Genomic DNA, 20,877 nt, shown 5'->3' on the forward strand with positions numbered 1-20,877 from the left:
AGCTCTTCCTAAGCCGATAACTCGTTTCTGACCGTTCGGGGTGGTCACGATCGGCAAATCGATCGCTGAACGCGAGCGTCTTCGATCGAACCGACGGGTCCCGAGCGCAATTTCCTTGTACTGGCGGCCACATCGGAACGGTATGAGCGAGCGAACGGCGACCATCACGCGCGAGACCGCCGAGACGTCGATCGAGTGTACGCTGTCGATCGACGGCAGCGGCGACGCCGACGTGGATACGGGGATCGGTTTTTTCGACCACATGTTGACGTCGTTCGCCAAACACGGACTGTTCGACCTCGAGATCGACTGCGACGGCGACCTCGCAGTTGACGACCACCACACGGTCGAGGACGTGGCGATCGTCCTCGGGGAGGCGTTCGACGAGGCGCTGGGCGATCGGTCGGGCATCGTCCGCTACGCGGACCGGAAAGTCCCGCTGGACGAGGCCGTCGCCGGTGCGGTCGTCGACGTGAGCGGTCGGCCGCGGTTCTACTTCGACGGGAGGTTCTCGCAGGCGCAGATCGGGGATTTCACGAGCGACATGGCTCGTCACTTCGGGGAGTCGCTGGCGATGAACGCCGGCCTCACCGTTCACTGCGAGGTCACCGGGGAGAACGCCCACCACGAGGTCGAGGCGCTGTTCAAGGCGCTCACGCGGTCGCTCGACGACGCGACGCGGGTCGACGAGCGACGAACGGGGACGCCGAGTACGAAAGGGACGCTCTAGGGTCGCTCGAGCATGTCGCGGTTCTCGACGAACTCGCCCTGCTCGAGCGCGTGGTCGATGATCGCTTCGACCTCGTGTGACTCGAGTTCGTAGGCGCCGGCGGCCAGATTCTCGGCGGCGTTGCGTTGCACGGGGAACTCCCGGTTTTGCAGCAGCCGAACGACCTTGCCGTAGGCCTTCGGCGGCCGTGTCGCGGACTCGCTGGCGGCCGTCTCCGTTTCGTTCGCGGACCGGTCCGTTCGGTCTGCGTCCGCGGACTCGCTCGTCCCGCCTTCATCCGCGGAATTAATTGCCCCGGACTCGCCGGCGGGGTCGCTCGAGTCGTCAGATGCTGCCGAGTCGGATCGCTCGAACGAAATCCCGTCCTCGAGTATCGGTCCGGCTTCCGAATCGACGTCGACGTCGTCGGTATCGCCGGTATCGTTACTGTCGTCGGAATCCGACTCCGAAACGGTCGCGTTCGGACTCGACGTTCGTGCCTGTTTCTGCGTCGATTCGTTCGCCGTGGCGACGACGGTTCCGCTGTCACCGTCCGTGTCTGGGTCCGCCACCGTCTCATCAGCGTCGGCCGTCGTGCTCGTGTCGCCGACGCCGGCGCGGGCGAGCAACGGCTCGAGGAGGTCCTCGAGTTGGTTTCGACAGCCCGAACAGAGCACGACGCGGCGCTGTTCGGTCTCGGTCGGCTCGAGTTCGGGCGGGACGATTTCGAAGGTGCCGACGGCCTCGCCGTCACAGAAGTCACAGGTCCGGAGTGCGCGCATGGGGGAGGCTACTGGCTGGACCCTCAAAAATCGCCCGTCAGACGCCGTGTTCGGGTGTCCGTCGGGTCCGGAACGGGACTCGAGCGGGCCGTTACCGACCGAAACGGCGATGCTCGACGCGGTTCGTCACCGTTCGAACCGGCGCTCGAGTCGATCACCGGACATTATACCCCCGCACCCATAGATACGAGAACGAATGTTCGACGAGATCATGGAGAAGTTCGAGGGCTCCCCGAGCCAGCAGGCGGTTATTCGGCTCCTGCTGGAGCGGGGGTTTTCCGTCAACGACGACGGCCGCGTCGTTTCGGGCGGCATCGAGATTCCGAACACAGGTATCGCTCGCGAGATCGGCGTCGACCGCCGCGTCGTCGACTCGACGACCGATGTCATCCTCGACGATCCCGAACTGCGTCGCATCTTTCAAAACATTTCGCAGGTGCCGAGTCTGATGGACCTCGCACCGGTGCTCGACCTGACGGTGTTGACGATCACGCCCGACGACGCCGACCAGAAGGGGATCGTCGCGGGAGTCACGGGAACGCTCGCCGAACATGACATCTCGATCCGCCAGACGATCAGCGAGGATCCGGAGTTCACCGACGAACCGCAGCTCTACCTGATCACCGACCAGGAACTGTCCGGCGAGGTCTTCACCGCGATCCGCGAACTCGAGTTCGTCCGGAAGATGGAGATCCAGTAGTCGAGATTCGACTCCGGTAGCTCACTCGCTCTCGCTCTTGCTCTCGGTGTCGACGTCGTCGGCGAATTCGTCGAGGACCGACTCGAGCGCGCTCGTTAGCTCCTCGAACCGCTCCATCGACATATCGTCGGTCGTCACCCAGACGCCGTGGGGACCGCGGATCACTCGCGAGAGGTAGCCGTTCTCGAACATCCGGATCGTCGCCTCGTAGTCGCCGAGTTGCGTGTTTCGGTACGCCGACTGGGAGCGAAAGCCGAGTCGTTCGTGGTCGGCGAAGCCGACCAGATCGGCGGTCCGATCGAGGTCCGAGCGGAGATAGAGCTGTTCGACCTCGTCTTCGGTAAAGTAGGTGATACTCCGCAGTTCGTCGCCGACGGCCGTCCGGCAGACGCTCTTCAGTTCGTCGACGAGCGTGGGGTCGATGGTAGCGTCACTCATGGTTACATGAACCACAGAGAGCGTTAAGAACGTGGGGTTTCAGGCAGTTGATTCGAGTCAGACGCCGTGACTGATCGTCGGCTATCGGCTGGAAGGGGACGGTCGAGCACGGTCGTCGACGGCTCGAAACGGGACCGACGTGCTCTTTTCGCGGGCCAGCGTATCGGGGCTATGGTCGAGCGGCAGCGGCGGATGCGTCGGCGGCGGGGTCGCCAGTTACGATCCGTTCAGGAGCAGCCACGACGCGTCCGGAGTCGGTCGTGGCGTGTCCGGAGTCGGTCGTGGCGCGTCCGAAAGCGGTCACGACGCGTGTGGGGTGACCGGCCGTGAGTCGCACGTATTTGACGGTAGCCGAACCGGCGACCGCCGAGTTCGTCGTCCAGGGGTCGGAGTTCATCGGCCACGTTCGGCCGGTCGACTCCGTCGACGCCGCCGAAGCGTTCGTCGACGCCGTCAGCGAGGAGTACGCCGACGCCACCCACAACGTTCCCGCTTATCGAGTGCGAGTCGGCCACGACGGCGCGGGCGACGGCGACGCTGGCGCTGACAGCGGCTTCCTACGGGAGTACTCGAGCGACGACGGCGAGCCCTCCGGCTCCGCGGGGAAACCGGCGCTGAACGTCCTCACCCAGCAGGAGATCGAGAACTGCGCGGTCGTCGTCACGCGCTACTACGGCGGCACCAATCTCGGGGTCGGCGGCCTCGTCCGCACCTACTCTCGAGCGGTCAAAGAGGCCGTCGAGGCGACGGGTATCGTCGAGGAGCGGCCCCACGAAACGGTCTCGGTCGGCGTCGAGTACGACGACTCGGGCACCGTTCGGAGCATTCTCGAGAGCGAGGGCTACGAGTTCGACGCCGACTATCAGGCGGCGGTCTCCTTCGAGGTTCGGGTGCCGCTCGCGGAGACCGACGCGTTTCGCGATCGACTGCGGAGCGCGACGAGCGGGCGTGTCGACCTCGAGTGAACGCGGGGTAGGTCGGCCTGTCACGCTGTGTGACGTGGGTAAGCAGAAGTACCTTTTTGCGCCTCGGGTTCGCTCGCTTCGCTCACTCACCTCTCAGCGCAAAAATCTACGCTAAAAATGCCGGGGAACGAAGTTCCCCGAACCCTCGTTCACTTCGTTCACGAGGAGGATGCTCGCTCCCCTCCTCGCGGCCGTTGCCCGCTCGGAATTCCGCGGTTCTCGGCCTTCGGCCTCCGAACCGCGCTCCGCTCGCGGGTGCAGTGCTTGCGACTAAACCGCAGTGGCAACTCCTTGCCCTGTACTGAGCGGAAACTACGTGTGCGAACTGAACGTAGATTGATTCTCTCAGTTAATCAAAACACAGTGAGTTAATGAAAATGTCAGGGTCATAAGAGCTGTTGTCTCCTAAGCTTCAGTAGAGATGGCTGGTAATAATGAAATACAGAAGGCAGTAGCAGTGTGTGATAACTGTAGAACTGCTCTTGCAGTACATCTCGGCCCTGACGGCGAAATACGGCCAATTGGGACTGGAAGGGGGCCAGCTTGCTCATGTGGAAATGGCGAACTTCGTATCATGAGCAACGATAGGACTGTTCTCGAAGACGTAGACATGTAGCAGCTGGATGAATCAACTCAAAAGAACGTTTGAAAACAATTGTTCTGTGAATCGCCTGTACTGAACGGCAACTACGCATGCGAACTGAACGGAGGCCGATTCTTGAACCTACTTCGGCGTGGCCTGCGCTTGCCTGAGCGCAGTACGGATCCGTTCGAGGCCAGGGCACCCGTCACGGTACCACCATCCGAGCACAATTCCGACGAGGGCGAATTCGGCGATGAAGTATAACTCGGAAAGCGGCTCGAACAGAGCCCCCATTACGGTAGGCGTGGAGGGAGAGCTGATGGGCCAAAAGAGCGAACCTGTAGTCGTATACGGATTCCACAGCACTTCGACTGCGTCAGTCAGAGCGTGCGCGAGTGCTCCAATTCCGAACGCTGCTACATATTCTCTGTTCCCGTGCCAACTGGTACAGCAGCCAAATCCGATTACAAGCGCTCCGAGAACGACAAGCGAGTGTCCTGGACCAGACCCGGAAGGAATAACGCCAAGTATCCATGCGAGAGGCTTATCGACGAGGTCCGGAAACTGGGTTCCGAACATGAGGACGAGAACTGATCTATATCCAGGCGGACGATCAAATCGAACACGGGTCGTGAGCCGATAGAGGAGATAGCCGATCGCCGCATGTCCAAGAGGCCACATTGACGAGAGAAACGAGATCGAGCGGGTAAAATAATTCCTCACGTATCGCAGTTCGAAGCGCACCGGTTCGTTCATGTGTCTGCAATTGGCCGGAAAAGCCATACTGCTCATTGACGGAGGGGGTTCACGTCTTATGATAACGCTGGTTACGAACTGAACGACTCATGAGTCAGGTTTACACAAGACCTATTTCAATAAATTTCGATAACTACACGTATGAACCGCCGTCAGGTGCTCGCCGTCGTCGGAGCGAGGGCCGGAGTTTCTGGTGGGTACTTTGCGTGGGACTGGTATCAGTCACCTTCCCTACCGGACGGAATGGATGTCGACACGCTATACGTAACGGGAAACGTGTTCGGTGAGCCAGCACGGGAGCATCACGATGTGGGTCCAAGAGATGAGTATCACAGAACTATCGAAGATGGGGAGGCGGCAGGAAGTGAAATCATCTTCGACGATTCTGCGATGGCATTTGCTGAGGAGACCGATTTCGACGACGCTTATCTCATAGTCGTCCAAACAGGGATGCAAACAGATCCCGATCTCGCGCTCAAGACGATTTCCCGCACGGATGATGGGCTTTACCTCAACGTGGTTGTCGAACACCCGTGGTGGCGCGGTGTCGACGATGATTTGAGAACCCACTCGCTGCTCATCAAGATCACTGACGAAAAAGACGACAGCCCCGAGTCTGTTTCGGTAAATAGTGAAGAGATACGTCTAAATGGGATCTTCACTAGCCACTTTCCGTAAACAGCCCTATCGCGATCACTATCTCCCCTGTACTGAACGGCAACTCCATGTGCGAACTGAGCGGTTGGATTGCATCGAATCACCTTTCAGTCATAATTATGCCGCTCTACTGTAACCGTGTAATATGTCAAGTTCGTCGTGGTGGTACGGAATCCTTCTGTTCCCTCTCGTGATTCTGACGTCGTTGACCTCTTATTTCGCGTCCCGTGCCTTCTTTGCCACGGCTCAATCTCCTGATTCAACTATTGGCATGGACGTTGTGTGGTTCATACTCCAGATGCTCTCATTCTGGACGGGAATCCTCGTGGCAGTGGTCGTCTTCATTTGTTTACTTGCGGACCTCCGGACGCTCAGCGGGGATAGAACGTGGTCACCGAGTAACGTATGGGGACTTGCAGGCGTCGTTCACCTTGGCGGAGCCATATTCACAGAACTGCTGTTCATCTCGGTTCCAGCACTCTCCTATTATCTGTATTGACGCCGTACTGACCGGTAACCTTCACCTCTACTTGCCGGCCTTTCCACACCCGAAATTCTACACGAACGTGGGGACTCGCTACTGATATCCTGACTCAGTGCCTGACAGCCGCCGATCGACGGCCTCGAGCACGGCGTCCGGATCCTCGAGTTCGTCGCGGTCGAATCGCACGTCGCGCAGGCCGTAATCGAGGACGAGTTCGTCACCGCGCAAGCGGGTGTGATCGATGTCGTGCCACGCGACGAACGTCTTCGTGTACGGCCGTCGTTTGACGAGACCAGTCTCGTAGAACTGGATCTCGCAGCGATCCCGTCCCGGACCGAACGCCCACCGCCCTTCTGCGAGGCAACTGCCGATCCAGACGACGCCGAGCGTCAGCCACAGCAGCGCCTGCAGCCAGTTCCCGCTGACGGCGTTGCCGACGGCGAGGACGATGTAGAGGACGAAGAGCGCGACGTCGAGTCGGACGGAGCCGGGCGGATCCCACCGCCAGGTTTCGTCGGGTTCGCCGGGGGTGACCGCGTCGACGTACCGGTTCCCGGCCAACTGCGAGAGGACGTAGCCCGTCACGAACACGGCGATCACCGACCAGACGGCGACGACGTCGACTGGGGGCTCGAGCGGGGCCAGCCACAGGACGACGAACGGAATTGTCGGGGTGAGGAGGGTCAGTCGCCGGATCAGTGTGCGGCCGAGTCGTATCGGGAGCCGACGATCGACTCTCGAGAGGATGACACCGGCGACACAGCCGACGCCGAAACCACCCGCGTAGGCGGTTCCGACTGTGGCTGAGATGGTGTCCGGAGCGGTCGGTATGGACGCTGTCAGCACGGCTGCTGTCGCCGTAAAACCGGCGAGAAGTGCGCCGCTGTAGACGGCAACGGCGACCTGGAACGCCGCGTCTGGGTCGCCGTCGTCGCGGTCGCTGGTGTCCGGCGAGACGACCGAATTGTACGCAGTCACGAACTGATGTACGCTCGATCGTATTAAAAAAGCAACCGGTCTGTGGAGCCGTCCTCAGGCGTCGCCAGCCGTAGGTGGTGACGGCTCCGAATCTGCACCCGTGAGGCGAGCGTTGTTGCGGTACGACAGCGTAACGAGCATCGCCAAGCCGACGACCCGCAGTGGGAACGTCATCGAGAAACCGGTCAGTCCGACCGACAGCCCGGCCAGCGAGAGCAGCCCTTCGCAAACAAGTAGCGGGATCTCGGGGACCATCAGCAGGATCGAGGCGACCGCGTACAGGCCACGTCGCGCGGCGTCGACGCTCGAGTACTGGTGGCCGATGATCGTAACCCCGAGTGCGTACACGCCGAGGAACAGCCCCAGAATGGGGACCGCCACCTCGGATGCAAAGAAGCTAACGTCGGTGACGTCGCTCCAGCCGACGAGCCCCCACTCGCCGTTGACCTCTCGGACGAGCAGGATGCCCGGTGAGAAGACGAACGCGAACGGAACGAGGATCTTGTTCAACGAGAGGAGGAACGCGATGGTCGCGGTCTTGAGTTCGTCGGCCTTGGCGACGCCCGCCCCGGCGAAGGCGGCGACGGCGACGGGCGGGGTAACGTCCGCCATCAGGCCGAAGTAGAGGATGAAGAGGTGGGCCGCAACGATCCAGATGCCGAGGTCCTCGATCGGGCCGCCGAGCATCGCAACCAGGATAATGTACATCGCGGTGGTCGGCATCCCCATGCCGAAAATAATCGAGGCGATCCCCGTCAGAACGAGCAAGATCAGAATCGAGCCGCCACTGACGGTGTTGATGAGGGCAGCGAGGTTCGGACCCAGCCCAGAGATGCTGATGACGCCCGGGACGACGCCCGCCGCGGCGACGGCGATGACGACCGTTGTCGCGGTGCGCGCACCGGAGTCCATCGATTTCAGCACGAACGAACCGAAGCGGTAGCCGGTGTTCTCCGCGAGCGACGGCCGGCCGACTCGCGTTGCGCTCTGTCGTGCGAACTCGTCAACCGACTCGTCGAGTTCGAGCAACGGCGCATCCGGCCGTGACTGGGCGAGGATGAAGACAAGACCGACGAGAATCGCAATCAGGCCGAGATCCGACGCCGCCGTGGCTGCCGCATCGCCGATCGAATACGGATCTGCCGCCGACTCGAGTCCGGCCAGCGCCTGTATCGCCCCGCCGAGTCCGACCCCGTAACTCGCGAGGGCTGCGACCTGAGCGAGATAGAGCGCAGTGATCGTGCCCAGCAGCGGAAGCCGGGTCCGCTCGTTGTACGCGGCGACGACTGAGATCAGTGCGACGACGGCGACGATGGTGTACCAGCCGGCGCGGTTGATCGAGAACCGGGCGATGACCAGGAAGTAGACTAGGAGGACGAGCGGAACCAGATAGAACCAACCGGTGCGGAACTTCGAGCGGCCGTCGGGAAGTTCAGCACGCGGGAGGCCGCCGATTCCGCCCCGGACTGCCTCGAAGTGGACCATAACCCACATCCCGAAGAAGAAGGCGATCGCGGGCAGCGTGGCCGCCACGATCACGGTCGAGTACGACGTGCCGGTAAACTCGACGATGAGGAACGCGGCGGCACCCATCACGGGCGGCAGAATCTGGCCGCCCGACGAGGCTGACGATTCGACGGCGCCGGAGAACGAGGGGGAGTAGCCTGACCGCTTCATCAGCGGGATCGTGAACGCACCCGTCGTCACCGTGTTCGCGATCGACGACCCGCTGAGCATGCCCATGAATCCACTCGAGACGACGCTGGCTTTCGCCGGCCCACCCTTTCTGGTGCCGGTCAGCGAGTACGCGAGGTCGATGAACCACTTGCCGGCGCCGCTCATCTCGAGGAACGCCCCGAAGAGGATGAAGATGTAGATAAAGCGGACGCTGACGGAAACGGGCGTACTCATGATGCCCGCCTCCGTGATGTACCAGAGGTTGTAGACGATGTTCCCCCAGTTATCGGGCTGGATTGCCAGCGCGCCGATGACCGAGTCGCTGGGGACGAAGTAGCCCCACCTGGCGTAGACGATGAATAGGGCGATCAGCGCCATGAGCAACGTGCCGAGCGTCCGCCGGGTCGCCTCGAGTACCAGGAGGATACCGAGAGCGCCCAGCAGGAACGCACCGGACCACTCGTCTATTGGCACACCGACCGCAGCGAGCCCCATCACGAGCGGCTCGATCAAGGGGAAGATCTCGTGGAACGGACTTCCGGCCCCGATACCGAAGGTCGCCATCTGGCGGATCTCGCTGTAGTCGGTGACGACATAGTAGACAGGGAGCAACGAGAGGCCGATCAGGGCGATATCGAGCGGTGTAATGCGACGCAGCGACGGATCGACCACCGCCCACCGAACGCCGTCACCGAGCCGTTCGATACCCTGCGTCAGGGAATGGTCCGAGCCGAATCGCTCTCGAGTAGCGGATTCGATCGCCCCGAGTCGTCGAGCGACGAATCCGTCACCCTTGCTCGCCGGGAACAACAGGAACGCGAGCAGCAGCGCGAACGTGACGTGGATCGCGTTGACCTGCAGCGGCTGGAGCGAGGCGATTTCGATTTCGCCGACGACCGGGAACGTCGCGCCGAACCGATAGCTGCGAGCGGCGACCCACATCTGGAACGCCGAAAACGTGATTCCGATCAGGGCGACGATGGCTGCAGCCAGTCCCTGATGGGATCGCCGTCGTTCGACCTCCTGTAACAACTCCTCTTGTTCCTCCTCTGAGAGGGCGTCTGCGTCCTCTTTTGGAAGCGCGTCTCCGTCGTGGTTATCTTTACTCATAGCAGATTGGAAACAGTCATCTCGATTCGAGCAGCGGTGTGAATCGGGGATCGGCGTCGAAAATATCGTCTACCACGATCCGATCGACGAGCGTGATGACAACCGGTCCGTCCGAGAGTGCGACCAGATCGTACCGCTCGTCGCCGACGACGAGTTCGTGTCCAGCGATCGAACCGGGCACGACGCCGAGTTCTTCGTACGTCTCGTCGAGTTCGAGCACGAATCCCTCCTCGGTCCGTTCGATCGGTGCGTCAGAGGGGAGGCCGGCCCCGTGCGAGTGAAACACCATTCGTTCCATTCGGAGCCGTGTTCCGTCGACGACGTAGATGTCTTCGACAGTCGTTTTCTCGACGCTGTGGGTGTACGAAAGCGTCACCTGGTCTTTGTCGTCGACCGGGACCTCGAGCAGCCGCTCGTCAGTATCTGCATCGGTAACGACGAGCGTTTTGTCCGCAGATCCGGTCGTGGTGACGGTTGCAGTCGCTCCGAGTACCAGGAGAACGACAGCGACCACGACCAGGCGGCGAGTCAATCGGGACACGATCGGTGAATGGGAAACAGCGGTGATCGTGTATCGCGCTTATCCGAAGTAGGCTTCGGCGCCCGGATGGAGGTCGATCGGCATCCCGTCTTGTGCCGAGTCGACGTCGATGAACTCCGCCTTCTGGTCGATATCGTCGGCGTTGTCGAAGATCGTTTCGGTCACCGTCTCGACGACGTCGTCGTCGACCCCATCGTGGGTGGCGATCATCGCCTGTACGGACACCGTCTCGACGTCCTCGTCGATCCCCTCGTAGGTTTCGGCCGGGATCGTGTCCTCGGCGAACCATTCGGCTGCGCCCATGATGTCCTCGCGGAGGTCGCTGGACACCTCGACGAGCGAAATCTCCGCACTGTTCGCGAGGTTCTCGACGGAGCCAACCGGCCAGCCACCGACGACGAACGCCGCGTCGACGTCGCCGTCGCGAATCTGGTCGGTCGCCGTATCGAAGTCGGTGTTCTGTTCGGTGAAGTCGCCTTCCTCGATGCCGGCCGTCTCCAGGATCTGGAGGGCGTTGACCTGCGTTCCGCTGCCAGCGTCGCCGGTGTTGATCGTCCCCCCATCGAGATCTTCGATGGTTTCGATCCCGGAGTCGTCCTGCGTGATAACGTGAATCGTCTCGGGGTACAGCGTTGCGACGCCGCGGATGTTCTCCATCTCGTTGCCCTCGAGGTCCTCGTGGCCGGTGCCGTTATACGCGAAGTACGCAATGTCGTTTTGAATCAGTGCAAACTCGGCTTCCTCACGATTGAGGTTGCCGACGTTCTCGAGGCTTGCACCGGTCGACTGGACCTGCAGCGAGTAGTCCGTGTGTTCCTCAACGATCGTTTTGAAGTTGTTCGAGAGTGGGTAGTAGGTTCCACCGGTGCCACCCGCGTGCCATGAGAGCGTGTCTTCGTCGTCCTCACCCGAACAGCCAGCGAGACCGGCCATTCCAGCAGCCCCTACAGCAGTCACGAACTGTCTCCTATTAATATTGTGTCGCATATCTTAAGGAAGCGAGCTGGAGATATTTATATATTCCCGATTGTCAATCGTAACGTAAATGTAGTGGCATACTAGACCACGTCGATCGAAGGTCGGTAACTGTCTGTTCAGTTATCTAGTGTCTGATGGAACGTATTAGGCACCGAAATGTATAATCGGGCCGGCGAGTTGGCAGGGTACATGAACGCAATTACTGCCAGAGACTATCACGACATCATTCAGGTCACGGATCCCGCCGTCTCTCCGGATAACGATACCGTCGCGTTCGTTCAGAAACGCCCTCGAGAAGACGAGTACGAGGCGACGGTCTACGTGGTTCCCATCGGCGGCGACGAGCCCCAGCAGTTCACCGTGAGCGAGGGTGTCGACAGCCAGCCTCGCTTCAGTCCGGGCGGCGATTGGCTCGCGTTCGCCAGCACCCGCGGCGAGACCGACCGCCAGCAGCTCTGGCTCGTTCCGACCGACGGCGGCGAGGCGCGGCAGGTGACGTCGGTCGTCGGCGGTATCGGCGACCTCGAGTGGAGCCCCGACGGCTCCCGACTGCTGTTCACCCAGCAGGTCACCGCGGCCGACCGCGAGGCGGACCGGGACGTCGCGGTCGACCCCGAGTACGAACCGGAGGAGCCGGATCCCCGCGTGATCGACCGGATGGTCTACCGCGCCGGCACCGAGTACCTCGACGGCCGGCGGAGCCACGTCTACGTGATCGACGTCGCGACCGCGCTCGAGTCGTCCGAGACCGACGACCCCGACGGCGACGCGATCACGCGGCTCACCGGAGCGGACGAACTACCCGCCGACCGCGACTACGTCGCGCCGGCGTGGGGCGACGGCGAGACCGTCTACTTCGCCGTCAAGACCGGCGAGGAGCCGGACGACTCGCTCACGTACGACCTGTACGAACACGACATCCGATCGGGAACCGTCGAGTCCTTCGCGCAGACGACGGGGTGGGTTTCGTCGCTCGAGGCGACCCCGGACGGCCGAATCGCCTTCGAGTACACCCCCGAGGAGAACGCCTCGATGCGCCAGACGGAGATCCGGGTCCACGACCGCGAGACCGGCGAGGAACGAGCGCCGACGGAGTCGCTGGACCGCACCGTCGGTCACCGCTGTGGCTTCGAGTGGGCGCCCGACGGCGAGACGCTGTACTTCTCGACGCCCGACGAGGGCTCGAGGGTCCTGTGGTCGGTGCCGGGTGACTCGAGCGAGGAGCCCGCGAAGGTGTACGGCGACGGCGTCGATATCGCGGGGTTCTCCGTCGGCGAGAACGCCGTCGCGTACGTCCACAGCGAGTGGGATCACCCCGGCGACGTCTTCGTCACCACGCGCGGGGGCAACGAGGTCCACCGGCTGACACGGGTCAACGCCGACTATCTCGCGGACAAGCCGGTCCGACAGCCCGAGGAGGTGTGGTTCGAGATCGACGACGAGGCGGGTGAGAGCGAGGGGAGTCGGCGGATTCAGGGCTGGCTCCTCACGCCGCCGGCGTTCGACGCCGACGCGACCGACCAACGCTACCCGCTCGTCGTCGAAATCCACGGCGGACCACACGCGCAGTGGACGACCGCGGGGACGACGTGGCACGAGTTCCAGACGCTCGCGGCGCGGGGCTACGTCGTCTTCTGGTGCAATCCGCGAGGCTCGACGGGTTACGGCGAGGACCACGCGACGGCCATCGAACGCGACTGGGGCGACGTTACCCTGACCGACGTGCTCGCCGGGGTCGACGAGGTTTGCGAGCGTGAGTACGTGGACGAAGACGAGGTGTTCGTCACCGGCGGTAGCTTCGGCGGCTTCATGACCGCGTGGGCGGTCACCCAAACCGACCGATTCGACGCGGCGGTCTCCCAGCGCGGCGTCTACGATCTCACGAGTTTCTACGGCTCGACGGACGCGTTCAAACTCGTCGAAGGCGATTTCGGCACGACCCCGTGGGACGAGTCCGAGTTCCTCTGGGAGCAGTCGCCGGTCGCCCACGTTCCGAACGTCGACACCCCGACGCTCGTGATGCACTCCGACCGCGACTACCGCACGCCAGCGAACACCGCCGAACTGTTCTACCTCGGCCTGAAGAAACACGGCGTCGACACCCGTCTGGTCAGGTATCCCCGCGAGGGCCACGAACTCTCCCGCTCCGGCGAACCGGCCCACGTCGTCGACCGGATCGAGCGCACCGTCCGCTGGTTCGACGGCTACGCCGACGCCCACGAGGCGGCGCCGGCGCTCGAGCGCGAGCGGAACGAGGGGCTCTCGAGCGGGAACGAAGAGACGGACCCAGCGGAGTAAGCACGAACTGCGAGACGACGCGACGATACCGGATGACCGTTTCACCTCGACCGACAGCCGCCGTACCCCGTCAGAACGCCTGCTGCGGTCGGTTCGACCGGAAACGAAGGGGTTCGAGCGCCCTCGGATGGACGCGAGGTCGTTCCACCGATCGCGAGGAAACCCCTACGGACGTCGCACTCGTTTTACCGCGTATGGACCGAAACGTCGGGGGATTCGATCGCGTCTGGCGCGTCGCGTTCGGCATCGCGTTACTGGTGGTCGGCTACCGAAACCGGGAGCGGACGCTCGGCGCGCTCGCGTTCGTCGCCGGCAGCGACATCTTCGCGACGGCAATCATCCAGCGCTGCCCGGTGAACGCGGTGCTGGGGATCGATACCTGCGGCACGGATCAGTAGCCCTGTTCCGGACGACGAGCGGCCGGTCGCTCGAGGCCGCCTCGAGTCGCGATAAATCGGTATTCGAACTGCCTCGAGTCGCGAAAATCCGATTACTCGGCGTCCGGCTCGTAGGCGACGGCGTCACCGCTGACCGGCGGTGCACCGATCGCGACGACCTCGATCGCGGTCTCGGCGTCCGCGGGGTTGTACGCTCGCTGTGGCGCCTCGGGCTGCACTGCGAATATCGAGCCCTCGGGAACCTCGAACTCGCCGCCGGGCGTCTCGACGTGAAGCGTCCCCGAGAGCACGATAAACGCTTCCTCCTGTTGCTCGTGATAGTGGTAGGCCAGCGGCAACTGCTCGCCCGGTTCCGCTCGAAAGCGGTTGATGGCGACGTTCTCGAGGCCGGCGGGTTCGCTCACCCGACGGAGATCGCAGGCCCGGTCTTCGGTCGGCTCGAGTTCGTCCGGATCGACGACGCTGTAGTCCATGTCATCGACTCACGGTCGACCCGCAAAAAGGCGACGGCAGCGGGAGCGACAGCTCAGGTCGTACGGAACGCGCGGTCGCCCGCGTCGCCAAGTCCGGGGACGATGAAGCCGTCGTCGTCGAGGTAGTCGTCGATCGACACCGTCAGCAGATCCGCCGCGGGACACGCCTCGCCGACGCGGAGCAGCCCTTCGGGTGCGGAGACCGCGGAGAGGACGATCAGGTTCTCCGGTTCCGGCGAGTTCTCGATGACGTGCTCGAGGACGGTACACATCGTACTCCCCGTCGCGAGCATCGGATCCGCGACGATGACGGTGTCCTCCTCGGTGATCTCGGGCAGTTTCACGTAGTCCACCGAGATGGGGAACGAGCCGTCCTCGGCGCGACCGGCTTCCTCGTCACGGCTCGCGCTGATGACGCCCTGGCGCGCGCGCGGGAACGCTTTCAGTAACCCCTCCACGAAGGGCGTCGCGGCGCGCAGGACGTTGATGATCACGACGTCGTCGAGCCCGCGCACGCGCTCGCCCATCGTGGGCTCCAGCGGGGTCTCGATCTCGACGTACTCGGTCTCCATTCGGCCGTCGATGATCTCGTAGCCACAGATGCGGCCGAGTTTCACCAGTCCCTTTCGGAAGCTGACTTGCTCCGTTTCGACGTCGCGGATCCGTGAGAGCGTGTCTTTCGCCAGTGCGTGGGTGATGAGATACGCGTCGTCCCGGTCTTCGATCGGCATATCTCTACAGGCTGTCGCCGGGTAGTTCATCGTATCGGTCCGGCACCGACGACGGGAGGGCGGGCCATGGTGCGTGTCCCCATCGGATGTCTGTCTCGGTGTCTCGCCCGTGACGCCCGCTATCGCGGTATCCAATCGGAAGTTACTGCTCGAGTCGGTCGAATCGGGGGCCAGCCTCGAGTAACGGGCAGTCCGAAAAACCGGATTAGCAGCGAAAAACGATCGAAACGGTACGGTCGCTTTACTCGACGACCGGTGCACCGTCCAGTACCTTCCCAGAGGTGTCGATATCTATGCCATCACCGAACGATTCACAGCCACAGCACGGACAGGGCGACCAGCAGCCGCACCAGCAAGCGGGGAGTCGACGGATGGGCGGCCAGCAGCACCAGCAGATGACCGGACAGACGGACTCCCGAGGAGGACAGGGCCAGCAAACCGGGACACAGCATCGAGGACCCGGGATGCGGGGACAGCAGGCCGGAGTGCAGGGCCACCAGACCGGGATGTACGACCAACAGCGTCAGCAAACCGGAACATACGGCCAGCAGGGCCACCAGACCGAAGCGCACGGCCAGCAGGCCCAACCCCACTCGTTCAAAGACCACATGGCCGACGAGCTTCGCATCGTCCTCGAGGACTTCGGCGAACTCTCACACGTCGCGGCCTGGTGTGCGACGGAGTGTGCGTCCGGCGGACCGGAGCTCGGGATCTGTGCTCGGATCTGCCAGGACATCGCCGAGATCGCCCAGCTCAACGAGATGCTGATCACCCGCGACTCGATGTTCGGCCCCGAAGCCGCGGAGATGTTCCTCCGGGTTGCGGCCGAGGGACTCCCGGAGCTTCGACAGCACCAGCAACACCATCCCCACATCGTCGAGACGATCGCGACGCTCGAGCGAACGATGAACGCCTGTGAGACCGTCCTCCAGCAGGTCGGCCAGGGGTCACAGACGGGCGGCCAGCGAACGAGCCAGATGGGCGCCCAGCAGACCGGGAACCAGATGAGCGGCCAGCAGACGAGCGGTCGGCAGGGCGGTAGCCAGCAGCGCGGCCGGCAACAGTCGGGGCAGCAGATGCAGGGCATGCGCGAACAGGGTCAACACGGGCAGGGAATGAGCGGCCAACCGACGGGCGGCTCGGAGCTGACGGATCGACAGTACTGACGCCCCCGCGCTCACCGGCACCATTTGTTCGCAGCAACGAAGTTTATAGCCGTCCAACTCCTACCACCGCGCCAGCCGAATGGAAGAGAGTATCTCGGGATTCAAAGTCCGCGGTGACTGGGGCGACATCGTCGAGCACGGCGAGCGCATCACGCGCGCGCTCCGAGACGCCGGCGTCCACGACCCTGACGCAGACTACGGGGCGCGCTTTACCCGCGCGTACGAGGAGTGGGACGAGTGGCGACCGAAGGCCCACGAGACCCTCGATACCGACGTCAGCGAGAAGACCGCCGACCAGGCGAGCATCGAAGAGGGCAAGGGCGAAAAGGCCGGCAAGAACCCCGACGAAGACATCAAGACGGCCGGCGAGAAGCTCTCGGAGTCGTACGAACGACTCGAGGACGACGACGCGGAAGCCGCGGTCGGCAACTGGAAGGAGTCGATCGACTACGTCGCGCGGGCGGCCGACTCCGCCGGGCGCAAGGCGTTCCGCCGCGTCGAGGACACGGTCTACCAGAACGTGATGACCCAGCTCGCCCCGTACTACTTCGACAACGAACTCGTCAGCGCCAACATCCAGCAGTCGACGCGCAACGGCGGCAACGGCGAGCAGTTCGTCTTCGAGGTCAACGTCAACGACGATATCCTCAAAGACGACGTCTCCGAGCGCCTCGCCGAGTTCGACGAAGAGATCGACCGCTGGCACGTCGAAGTCGAGAAGGATACCGACGCCGCCGAGGCGATCGAGGGCGCCGAACCGCCGCCGGAGCCGGAGGATAACTCGCGGTCGACGACGAACTGAGCCACCCGGCGCATCGGCGCGCGGAGCCCTACCACCAACGGTTCTCGAGCAGTCGATCGATCGCCTCCTCGAGCGTCGCCCGATTTCGGGAAAAGGTAAACCGAATCCAGTCGGCCTCCGCGTCGGGGTCGGTGTAGAAACTGCTGCCGGGGACCGCGGCGACGCCGGCCTCGCGGATCAACCGGTAACAGAACTCGATGTCGGACTCGTCGGTCGGGTACCGCGTCATGATGTAGTACGCGCCGTCCGGCTCGATCGGCTCTAACCCGGCCTCGAGCAAGCCGTCGTAGAGGAGGTTTCGCCGCCGTTCGTAGGAGTCCGACAGCTCCCGATAGTACGAGTCCGGGAGCGACAGCGCCTTGACGCCGGCCCGCTGGAACGGCGTGGGCGCGCAGATGCTCGTGTAGTCGTGGACCTTTCGCAGCTCTTTCGAGAGGTACTCGGGCGCGAGACAGAAGCCGACCCGCCAGCCCGTGACGCTGAACGTCTTCGACATCCCCGTACAGACGACGGTACGCTCGGAGAGGTCGCCGACCTCGACGGGGCTGCAGTAGTCGTCGTCGTAGACGATGTGTTCGTAAATCTCGTCGGTTAGCACGATGAGATCGTGTTCGAAGACGATCTCCTCGATCGCCTCGAGTTCCGCGCGGCTGAACACCTTCCCCGTCGGATTCATCGGCGTGTTGAGCACGAGGATTCGCGCGCGTTCGGCGGCGTCGGCGAGTCGATCCACGTCGATCTCGAGGTCGTCAGTGATGTCGATCGGGATCGCGGTCGCCCCTGCGAACTGACTCGCAGGGATGTAGCTCTCGTAGACGGGCTCGAAGTAGATCACCTCGTCGCCGGGGCCGGCGAGCGAGAGCATCGTCGACATGATCGCCTCGCTGGTCCCGCTGGTGATCGTCACCTCCGTCTCGGGATCGTACTCGACGCCTTTCCAGTCGGCGTAGCGCTCGGCGACGGCTTCCCTGAGTTCCGGCAGCCCCCAGGTGATCGTGTACTGGCTGTCGGTGTCGATGGCATCTCGTGCGGCCCGCTTGATCTCCGGCGGCGTTTCGTCCTCGTCGGGGATGCCCTGCGAGAGGTTGATCGCGCCCTCGCTGATCGCCGCTCGAGTCATCTCGCGGATGACCGATTCGGCCACGTCGCTCGTTCGCTCGGTTCCGACCGTCGGCCTCGGTGTCTTCGTCATCGGTTTGTGGTAGTGTCGGTCATTCTGCGAACTGTCGCTCGAGCAGCGTCACGAGGAGGTACGCCGCGATCCGTTCGGTGCTTTCAGTCGCGTCATACCGCGGGGCGACCTCCATCAGGTCCACCGCGCCGACCGCGTCGCTCGCGCCGAGCACCGCCATCGTCTCGAGCGCCTGGTGGGCGGTGAGACCGCCCGGAACCGGGGTGCCGGTTCCCGGCGCGACGCTGGGATCGACGGCGTCGATGTCGAACGAGACGTAGACGGCGTCGGTGTCTTCGGCCGCCGCCTCGACCGCGTCCTCGACGACCGAGATGATGCCTTCCGTCTCGACGTCCCGCATCGTATAGAGGTTCAGTCCCGTTTCGTCGGCGAACTCGAAGAAGTCGGGGGACTCGTAGCCGCGGATGCCGACCTGACTCACGTCGCCGTACTCGGTGTGGGGCGAGTCGGCGATCAGCGCCGTGCTCGAGCCGTGAAAGTCCGTCCCGAAGACCGGGCTCTCGGAGACGGTGTCGGTGTGGGCGTCGATCTGGACGAAGCCCACGCGGTCGTGGCCGGCCCCCTCGGCGAAGCCGCGAACGGCGGGGAACGTACAGTAGTGGTCGCCGCCGAGGACGACCGGAAAGGTCTGCTCGGCGACGGTCGCGACGTGGGCCGTGATGCTCTCGGCCGTCGTCTCGCTGTCCATCGGGAAGACCGGGACGTCGCCGCAGTCCGCGACGGTGAGGTCGTCGAAGTTGACTTGCTCGCCGGTCTGCATGTTCGTCAGTCCGCCCTTGTAATCGGAGAGGTACGCCCACCAGCCGCTGGCCGAACGGATCGCCTCCGGACCGTATCTGGCTCCGGGGCGGTTCGAGACCGCGCCGTCGTAGGGGATTCCGAGCGCGGCCGCGTCGACGTCGCCGACGTTCTCGACCTCGCGGGGGTCACCCTTGAGGAACGTCTTGTGGCCGGCGTACGCGAGTTCGACCGACGAGCCCCGCACGGACTCTCGGAAGGCTGCCGCGCGTGATTCGTCAGACATCGGCTCCACCTGCGGCCTCGGCTTCGAGTGCCTCGCCGATGGCCTCGCTCTCGTGACTGGCGTTTGCGACGGCGGTGCCGGAGAAGAGATCGAGATACGTGTTGTCGTCAAAGTCCTCGAGTGGACGATCGTCGGCCCGCTCGATTGGTGCGTCCAGACGCTTCCGGATCGGCATCAGGTAGTCGTCGCAGCGCTCCTTTACGGCCCGGTCGTTCGTTGCTGATCGTTCGAATGTCATCCTTTCACACACTGGCAGCAGTTTGCCACCCTATTCTTTTTTCAGCGGGGTTAAAAGATTATCTCGACCCGTTCGAACCGGTCGGCTCGCAAACCAAACCTTGGTGGTGATCCCCCGCCACTGGGATTATAGATGGCGCCGGAACTCGAGCGACGCACGTACGATCTCCTTCGCCTCGTGGATCGGCACGGACCGATCGGCAGCATCCAACTCTTCGAACTGATGCAGCTCCACGGCTACGATATCAAGGACCGAACGATCAGACTTCGGCTCTCCGAACTCGACGAACTCGGTCTGACCGAAAAAGTGCCGGGCCAGGGCCGCCAGCTAACGGCGAAGGGGCGAACCGAACTCGAAAAGGGAGACGTCAACACGCGTCTCGAGCAACTCCGGGCCCGGATCGCCACGCTCACTAGCCGCGTGAGCTACGATCCGATCGACGACAGCGGTGCGCTCGTCGCTTCGGCGGCCTACCTCCCGGCGTCGAACGTCGACGCGGCGCTCGACCTGATCGAGCGTCTCGAGGACCTCCCGCTGGGGCCGATTCCGGTTTCGATGGCGGAGAGCGGCGAGGACGACCCCGGCGACGTTCGGCTGGCGACCGCCTCGAGCATCACGCTGGACGGCGTCTTGCTCGCACACGGCGTCGACGCCAACATCTCGAACGCGGGCATCCTCGAGTACGGGCCGACCGAGTCGGAGCCGACGAACGAGGTGGTCCCCCAGCGCGGCGGTCGAATCCGGCGTCACATCGACGTGATAAACGGCCAGGGGTCCTCGATCGACGTCGTCTCGCTGCTCATCGAAGCCGGGCGAACCGACGTGACGACGATTCTCGAGACCGGCGAGGCGGGGCTGCTCGTCGGCGACAGCCGTGAGTTCCCGATCAACCGCTTCGAGGAGGCGCACGACCTCGCGGTCGCGACTCGTCGCTCCCTCGGCGGCGTCCTCGAGTTTCGACGACCGCGCGAACAGAGCCATCTCCCGAGCGGGACTTCGACCTGGGCGTTCGGCTCGATCACGTACATCGGCCCCGGCGAACTCCTGTTGACCGCCTTGAGCGAGTACGGGCTGACCGAGGAGTGGGAAACGCTTTCCGGAACGATCGAACGAGGCGAACTCGACTCGGTACAGTCGATCCGATCGGCGCGACCGGAGCCGCTGCTCGACGACTGATACGGTCGCTGCACGTCGTCG

General features: G+C 63.4%; 22 protein-coding genes. 10 read left to right on the plus strand and 12 right to left on the minus strand.

Annotated features, from left to right (window positions below):
- The first annotated feature begins 142 nt into the window (after positions 1–142).
- Positions 143–730: an imidazoleglycerol-phosphate dehydratase HisB gene (hisB, locus tag ACSFC7_RS03625; RefSeq protein ID WP_436346400.1), complete on the plus strand. Its 588-nt coding sequence runs from the start codon at positions 143–145 to the stop codon at positions 728–730.
- On the opposite strand, the gene ACSFC7_RS03630 is transcribed toward hisB, so the two are convergent.
- On the minus strand, positions 727–1,491 hold the full coding sequence (locus ACSFC7_RS03630) for a hypothetical protein (protein ID WP_436346401.1): 765 nt from the start codon (positions 1,489–1,491) through the stop codon (positions 727–729). The two genes, hisB and ACSFC7_RS03630, sit on opposite strands and share 4 nt — an antisense overlap.
- A gap of 196 nt (positions 1,492–1,687) precedes the next feature.
- Here ACSFC7_RS03630 and ACSFC7_RS03635 point away from each other — a divergent pair, with 196 nt between their 5' ends.
- The gene (locus tag ACSFC7_RS03635) at positions 1,688–2,191 is read left to right on the plus strand and encodes an amino acid-binding protein (RefSeq protein ID WP_436346402.1); all 504 of its coding nucleotides are present in this window, start codon (positions 1,688–1,690) and stop codon (positions 2,189–2,191) included.
- Between the two features lie 21 nt (positions 2,192–2,212).
- Here ACSFC7_RS03635 and ACSFC7_RS03640 read toward each other — a convergent pair whose 3' ends face one another.
- Positions 2,213–2,629: a DUF7522 family protein gene (locus ACSFC7_RS03640; RefSeq protein ID WP_436346403.1), complete on the minus strand. Its 417-nt coding sequence runs from the start codon at positions 2,627–2,629 to the stop codon at positions 2,213–2,215.
- 326 nt (positions 2,630–2,955) lie between these two features.
- Here ACSFC7_RS03640 and ACSFC7_RS03645 point away from each other — a divergent pair, with 326 nt between their 5' ends.
- Complete coding sequence (locus tag ACSFC7_RS03645) at positions 2,956–3,594, plus strand: IMPACT family protein (protein WP_436346404.1); 639 nt, start codon at positions 2,956–2,958, stop codon at positions 3,592–3,594.
- Between the two features lie 724 nt (positions 3,595–4,318).
- Here ACSFC7_RS03645 and ACSFC7_RS03650 read toward each other — a convergent pair.
- Positions 4,319–4,969: a metal-dependent hydrolase gene (locus tag ACSFC7_RS03650; protein ID WP_436346405.1), complete on the minus strand. Its 651-nt coding sequence runs from the start codon at positions 4,967–4,969 to the stop codon at positions 4,319–4,321.
- A 105-nt stretch (positions 4,970–5,074) separates the two neighbouring features.
- Between ACSFC7_RS03650 and ACSFC7_RS03655 the strand changes: the two genes are divergently transcribed.
- Together ACSFC7_RS03655 and ACSFC7_RS03660 are read left to right on the plus strand one after the other, a co-directional pair.
- Positions 5,075–5,611, plus strand: a complete 537-nt coding sequence (locus ACSFC7_RS03655) for a hypothetical protein (RefSeq protein WP_436346406.1) — start codon at positions 5,075–5,077, stop codon at positions 5,609–5,611.
- Between the two features lie 124 nt (positions 5,612–5,735).
- A complete protein-coding gene (locus tag ACSFC7_RS03660) occupies positions 5,736–6,089 on the plus strand; it encodes a hypothetical protein (RefSeq protein WP_436346407.1) in 354 nt (117 codons plus the stop codon).
- A gap of 78 nt (positions 6,090–6,167) precedes the next feature.
- Here ACSFC7_RS03660 and ACSFC7_RS03665 read toward each other — a convergent pair whose 3' ends face one another.
- The 4 genes from ACSFC7_RS03665 to ACSFC7_RS03680 are packed head-to-tail and all read right to left on the minus strand — an operon-like array spanning position 6,168 to position 11,367.
- Positions 6,168–7,052 carry a hypothetical protein gene (locus ACSFC7_RS03665; RefSeq protein ID WP_436346408.1) on the minus strand — a complete coding sequence of 295 codons (885 nt, stop codon included), beginning with the start codon at positions 7,050–7,052 and terminating at the stop codon, positions 6,168–6,170.
- Between the two features lie 54 nt (positions 7,053–7,106).
- Positions 7,107–9,839 (minus strand): TRAP transporter permease, encoded by a 2,733-nt coding sequence (locus ACSFC7_RS03670; protein ID WP_436346409.1) that lies wholly within the window; start codon positions 9,837–9,839, stop codon positions 7,107–7,109.
- Positions 9,840–9,855: 16 nt separating this feature from the next.
- Complete coding sequence (locus tag ACSFC7_RS03675; protein WP_436346410.1) at positions 9,856–10,380, minus strand: DUF1850 domain-containing protein; 525 nt, start codon at positions 10,378–10,380, stop codon at positions 9,856–9,858.
- A gap of 39 nt (positions 10,381–10,419) precedes the next feature.
- Positions 10,420–11,367, minus strand: a complete 948-nt coding sequence (locus tag ACSFC7_RS03680; RefSeq protein ID WP_436346411.1) for a TAXI family TRAP transporter solute-binding subunit — start codon at positions 11,365–11,367, stop codon at positions 10,420–10,422.
- Between the two features lie 180 nt (positions 11,368–11,547).
- On the opposite strand from ACSFC7_RS03680, the gene ACSFC7_RS03685 reads away from it, so the two are divergent.
- Together ACSFC7_RS03685 and ACSFC7_RS03690 are read left to right on the plus strand one after the other, a co-directional pair.
- Positions 11,548–13,656: a S9 family peptidase gene (locus ACSFC7_RS03685; protein ID WP_436346412.1), complete on the plus strand. Its 2,109-nt coding sequence runs from the start codon at positions 11,548–11,550 to the stop codon at positions 13,654–13,656.
- A 194-nt stretch (positions 13,657–13,850) separates the two neighbouring features.
- A complete protein-coding gene (locus ACSFC7_RS03690; protein WP_436346413.1) occupies positions 13,851–14,054 on the plus strand; it encodes a YgaP family membrane protein in 204 nt (67 codons plus the stop codon).
- Between the two features lie 92 nt (positions 14,055–14,146).
- Here ACSFC7_RS03690 and ACSFC7_RS03695 read toward each other — a convergent pair whose 3' ends face one another.
- Together ACSFC7_RS03695 and upp are read right to left on the minus strand one after the other, a co-directional pair.
- Positions 14,147–14,527, minus strand: coding sequence for a cupin domain-containing protein (locus ACSFC7_RS03695; RefSeq protein WP_436346414.1), 381 nt, complete (start codon positions 14,525–14,527; stop codon positions 14,147–14,149).
- A 53-nt stretch (positions 14,528–14,580) separates the two neighbouring features.
- The gene (upp, locus tag ACSFC7_RS03700; protein ID WP_436346415.1) at positions 14,581–15,258 is read right to left on the minus strand and encodes a uracil phosphoribosyltransferase; all 678 of its coding nucleotides are present in this window, start codon (positions 15,256–15,258) and stop codon (positions 14,581–14,583) included.
- A gap of 293 nt (positions 15,259–15,551) precedes the next feature.
- On the opposite strand from upp, the gene ACSFC7_RS03705 reads away from it, so the two are divergent.
- Complete coding sequence (locus ACSFC7_RS03705; protein WP_436346416.1) at positions 15,552–16,424, plus strand: hypothetical protein; 873 nt, start codon at positions 15,552–15,554, stop codon at positions 16,422–16,424.
- Between the two features lie 79 nt (positions 16,425–16,503).
- Complete coding sequence (locus tag ACSFC7_RS03710) at positions 16,504–17,226, plus strand: DUF5828 family protein (RefSeq protein WP_436346417.1); 723 nt, start codon at positions 16,504–16,506, stop codon at positions 17,224–17,226.
- A gap of 28 nt (positions 17,227–17,254) precedes the next feature.
- Here the strand turns inward: ACSFC7_RS03710 and ACSFC7_RS03715 are convergent, their stop codons facing one another.
- Genes ACSFC7_RS03715 through ACSFC7_RS03725 form a run of 3 tightly spaced genes read right to left on the minus strand, consistent with a single transcriptional unit; the run spans position 17,255 to position 19,680 of the window.
- Positions 17,255–18,418: a pyridoxal phosphate-dependent aminotransferase gene (locus tag ACSFC7_RS03715; RefSeq protein ID WP_436346418.1), complete on the minus strand. Its 1,164-nt coding sequence runs from the start codon at positions 18,416–18,418 to the stop codon at positions 17,255–17,257.
- Positions 18,419–18,437: 19 nt separating this feature from the next.
- Positions 18,438–19,442 (minus strand): agmatinase family protein, encoded by a 1,005-nt coding sequence (locus ACSFC7_RS03720; protein ID WP_436346419.1) that lies wholly within the window; start codon positions 19,440–19,442, stop codon positions 18,438–18,440.
- Positions 19,435–19,680 (minus strand): aminotransferase class III, encoded by a 246-nt coding sequence (locus ACSFC7_RS03725; RefSeq protein ID WP_436346420.1) that lies wholly within the window; start codon positions 19,678–19,680, stop codon positions 19,435–19,437. Before ACSFC7_RS03725 ends, ACSFC7_RS03720 begins: the two co-directional genes overlap by 8 nt.
- A 132-nt stretch (positions 19,681–19,812) precedes the next feature.
- Here ACSFC7_RS03725 and ACSFC7_RS03730 point away from each other — a divergent pair, with 132 nt between their 5' ends.
- Complete coding sequence (locus ACSFC7_RS03730) at positions 19,813–20,856, plus strand: NrpR regulatory domain-containing protein (protein WP_436346421.1); 1,044 nt, start codon at positions 19,813–19,815, stop codon at positions 20,854–20,856.
- Positions 20,857–20,877: the final 21 nt, after the last annotated feature.

This window comes from Natronorubrum halobium (assembly GCF_051351675.1).
Lineage (GTDB): Archaea > Halobacteriota > Halobacteria > Halobacteriales > Natrialbaceae > Natronorubrum.

Bases quoted from the DNA above. Each gene is read 5' to 3' on its own strand.
- hisB (WP_436346400.1), top strand. From the start codon at position 143: ATGAGCGAGCGAACGGCGACCATCACGCGCGAGACCGCCGAGACGTCG.
- ACSFC7_RS03630 (WP_436346401.1), bottom strand. From the start codon at position 1,491: ATGCGCGCACTCCGGACCTGTGACTTCTGTGACGGCGAGGCCGTCGGC.
- ACSFC7_RS03635 (WP_436346402.1), top strand. From the start codon at position 1,688: ATGTTCGACGAGATCATGGAGAAGTTCGAGGGCTCCCCGAGCCAGCAG.
- ACSFC7_RS03640 (WP_436346403.1), bottom strand. From the start codon at position 2,629: ATGAGTGACGCTACCATCGACCCCACGCTCGTCGACGAACTGAAGAGC.
- ACSFC7_RS03650 (WP_436346405.1), bottom strand. From the start codon at position 4,969: ATGAGCAGTATGGCTTTTCCGGCCAATTGCAGACACATGAACGAACCG.
- ACSFC7_RS03655 (WP_436346406.1), top strand. From the start codon at position 5,075: ATGAACCGCCGTCAGGTGCTCGCCGTCGTCGGAGCGAGGGCCGGAGTT.
- ACSFC7_RS03660 (WP_436346407.1), top strand. From the start codon at position 5,736: ATGTCAAGTTCGTCGTGGTGGTACGGAATCCTTCTGTTCCCTCTCGTG.
- ACSFC7_RS03670 (WP_436346409.1), bottom strand. From the start codon at position 9,839: ATGAGTAAAGATAACCACGACGGAGACGCGCTTCCAAAAGAGGACGCA.
- ACSFC7_RS03680 (WP_436346411.1), bottom strand. From the start codon at position 11,367: ATGCGACACAATATTAATAGGAGACAGTTCGTGACTGCTGTAGGGGCT.
- ACSFC7_RS03685 (WP_436346412.1), top strand. From the start codon at position 11,548: ATGAACGCAATTACTGCCAGAGACTATCACGACATCATTCAGGTCACG.
- ACSFC7_RS03690 (WP_436346413.1), top strand. From the start codon at position 13,851: ATGGACCGAAACGTCGGGGGATTCGATCGCGTCTGGCGCGTCGCGTTC.
- ACSFC7_RS03695 (WP_436346414.1), bottom strand. From the start codon at position 14,527: ATGGACTACAGCGTCGTCGATCCGGACGAACTCGAGCCGACCGAAGAC.
- upp (WP_436346415.1), bottom strand. From the start codon at position 15,258: ATGCCGATCGAAGACCGGGACGACGCGTATCTCATCACCCACGCACTG.
- ACSFC7_RS03705 (WP_436346416.1), top strand. From the start codon at position 15,552: ATGCCATCACCGAACGATTCACAGCCACAGCACGGACAGGGCGACCAG.
- ACSFC7_RS03710 (WP_436346417.1), top strand. From the start codon at position 16,504: ATGGAAGAGAGTATCTCGGGATTCAAAGTCCGCGGTGACTGGGGCGAC.
- ACSFC7_RS03715 (WP_436346418.1), bottom strand. From the start codon at position 18,418: ATGACGAAGACACCGAGGCCGACGGTCGGAACCGAGCGAACGAGCGAC.
- ACSFC7_RS03720 (WP_436346419.1), bottom strand. From the start codon at position 19,442: ATGTCTGACGAATCACGCGCGGCAGCCTTCCGAGAGTCCGTGCGGGGC.
- ACSFC7_RS03725 (WP_436346420.1), bottom strand. From the start codon at position 19,680: ATGACATTCGAACGATCAGCAACGAACGACCGGGCCGTAAAGGAGCGC.
- ACSFC7_RS03730 (WP_436346421.1), top strand. From the start codon at position 19,813: ATGGCGCCGGAACTCGAGCGACGCACGTACGATCTCCTTCGCCTCGTG.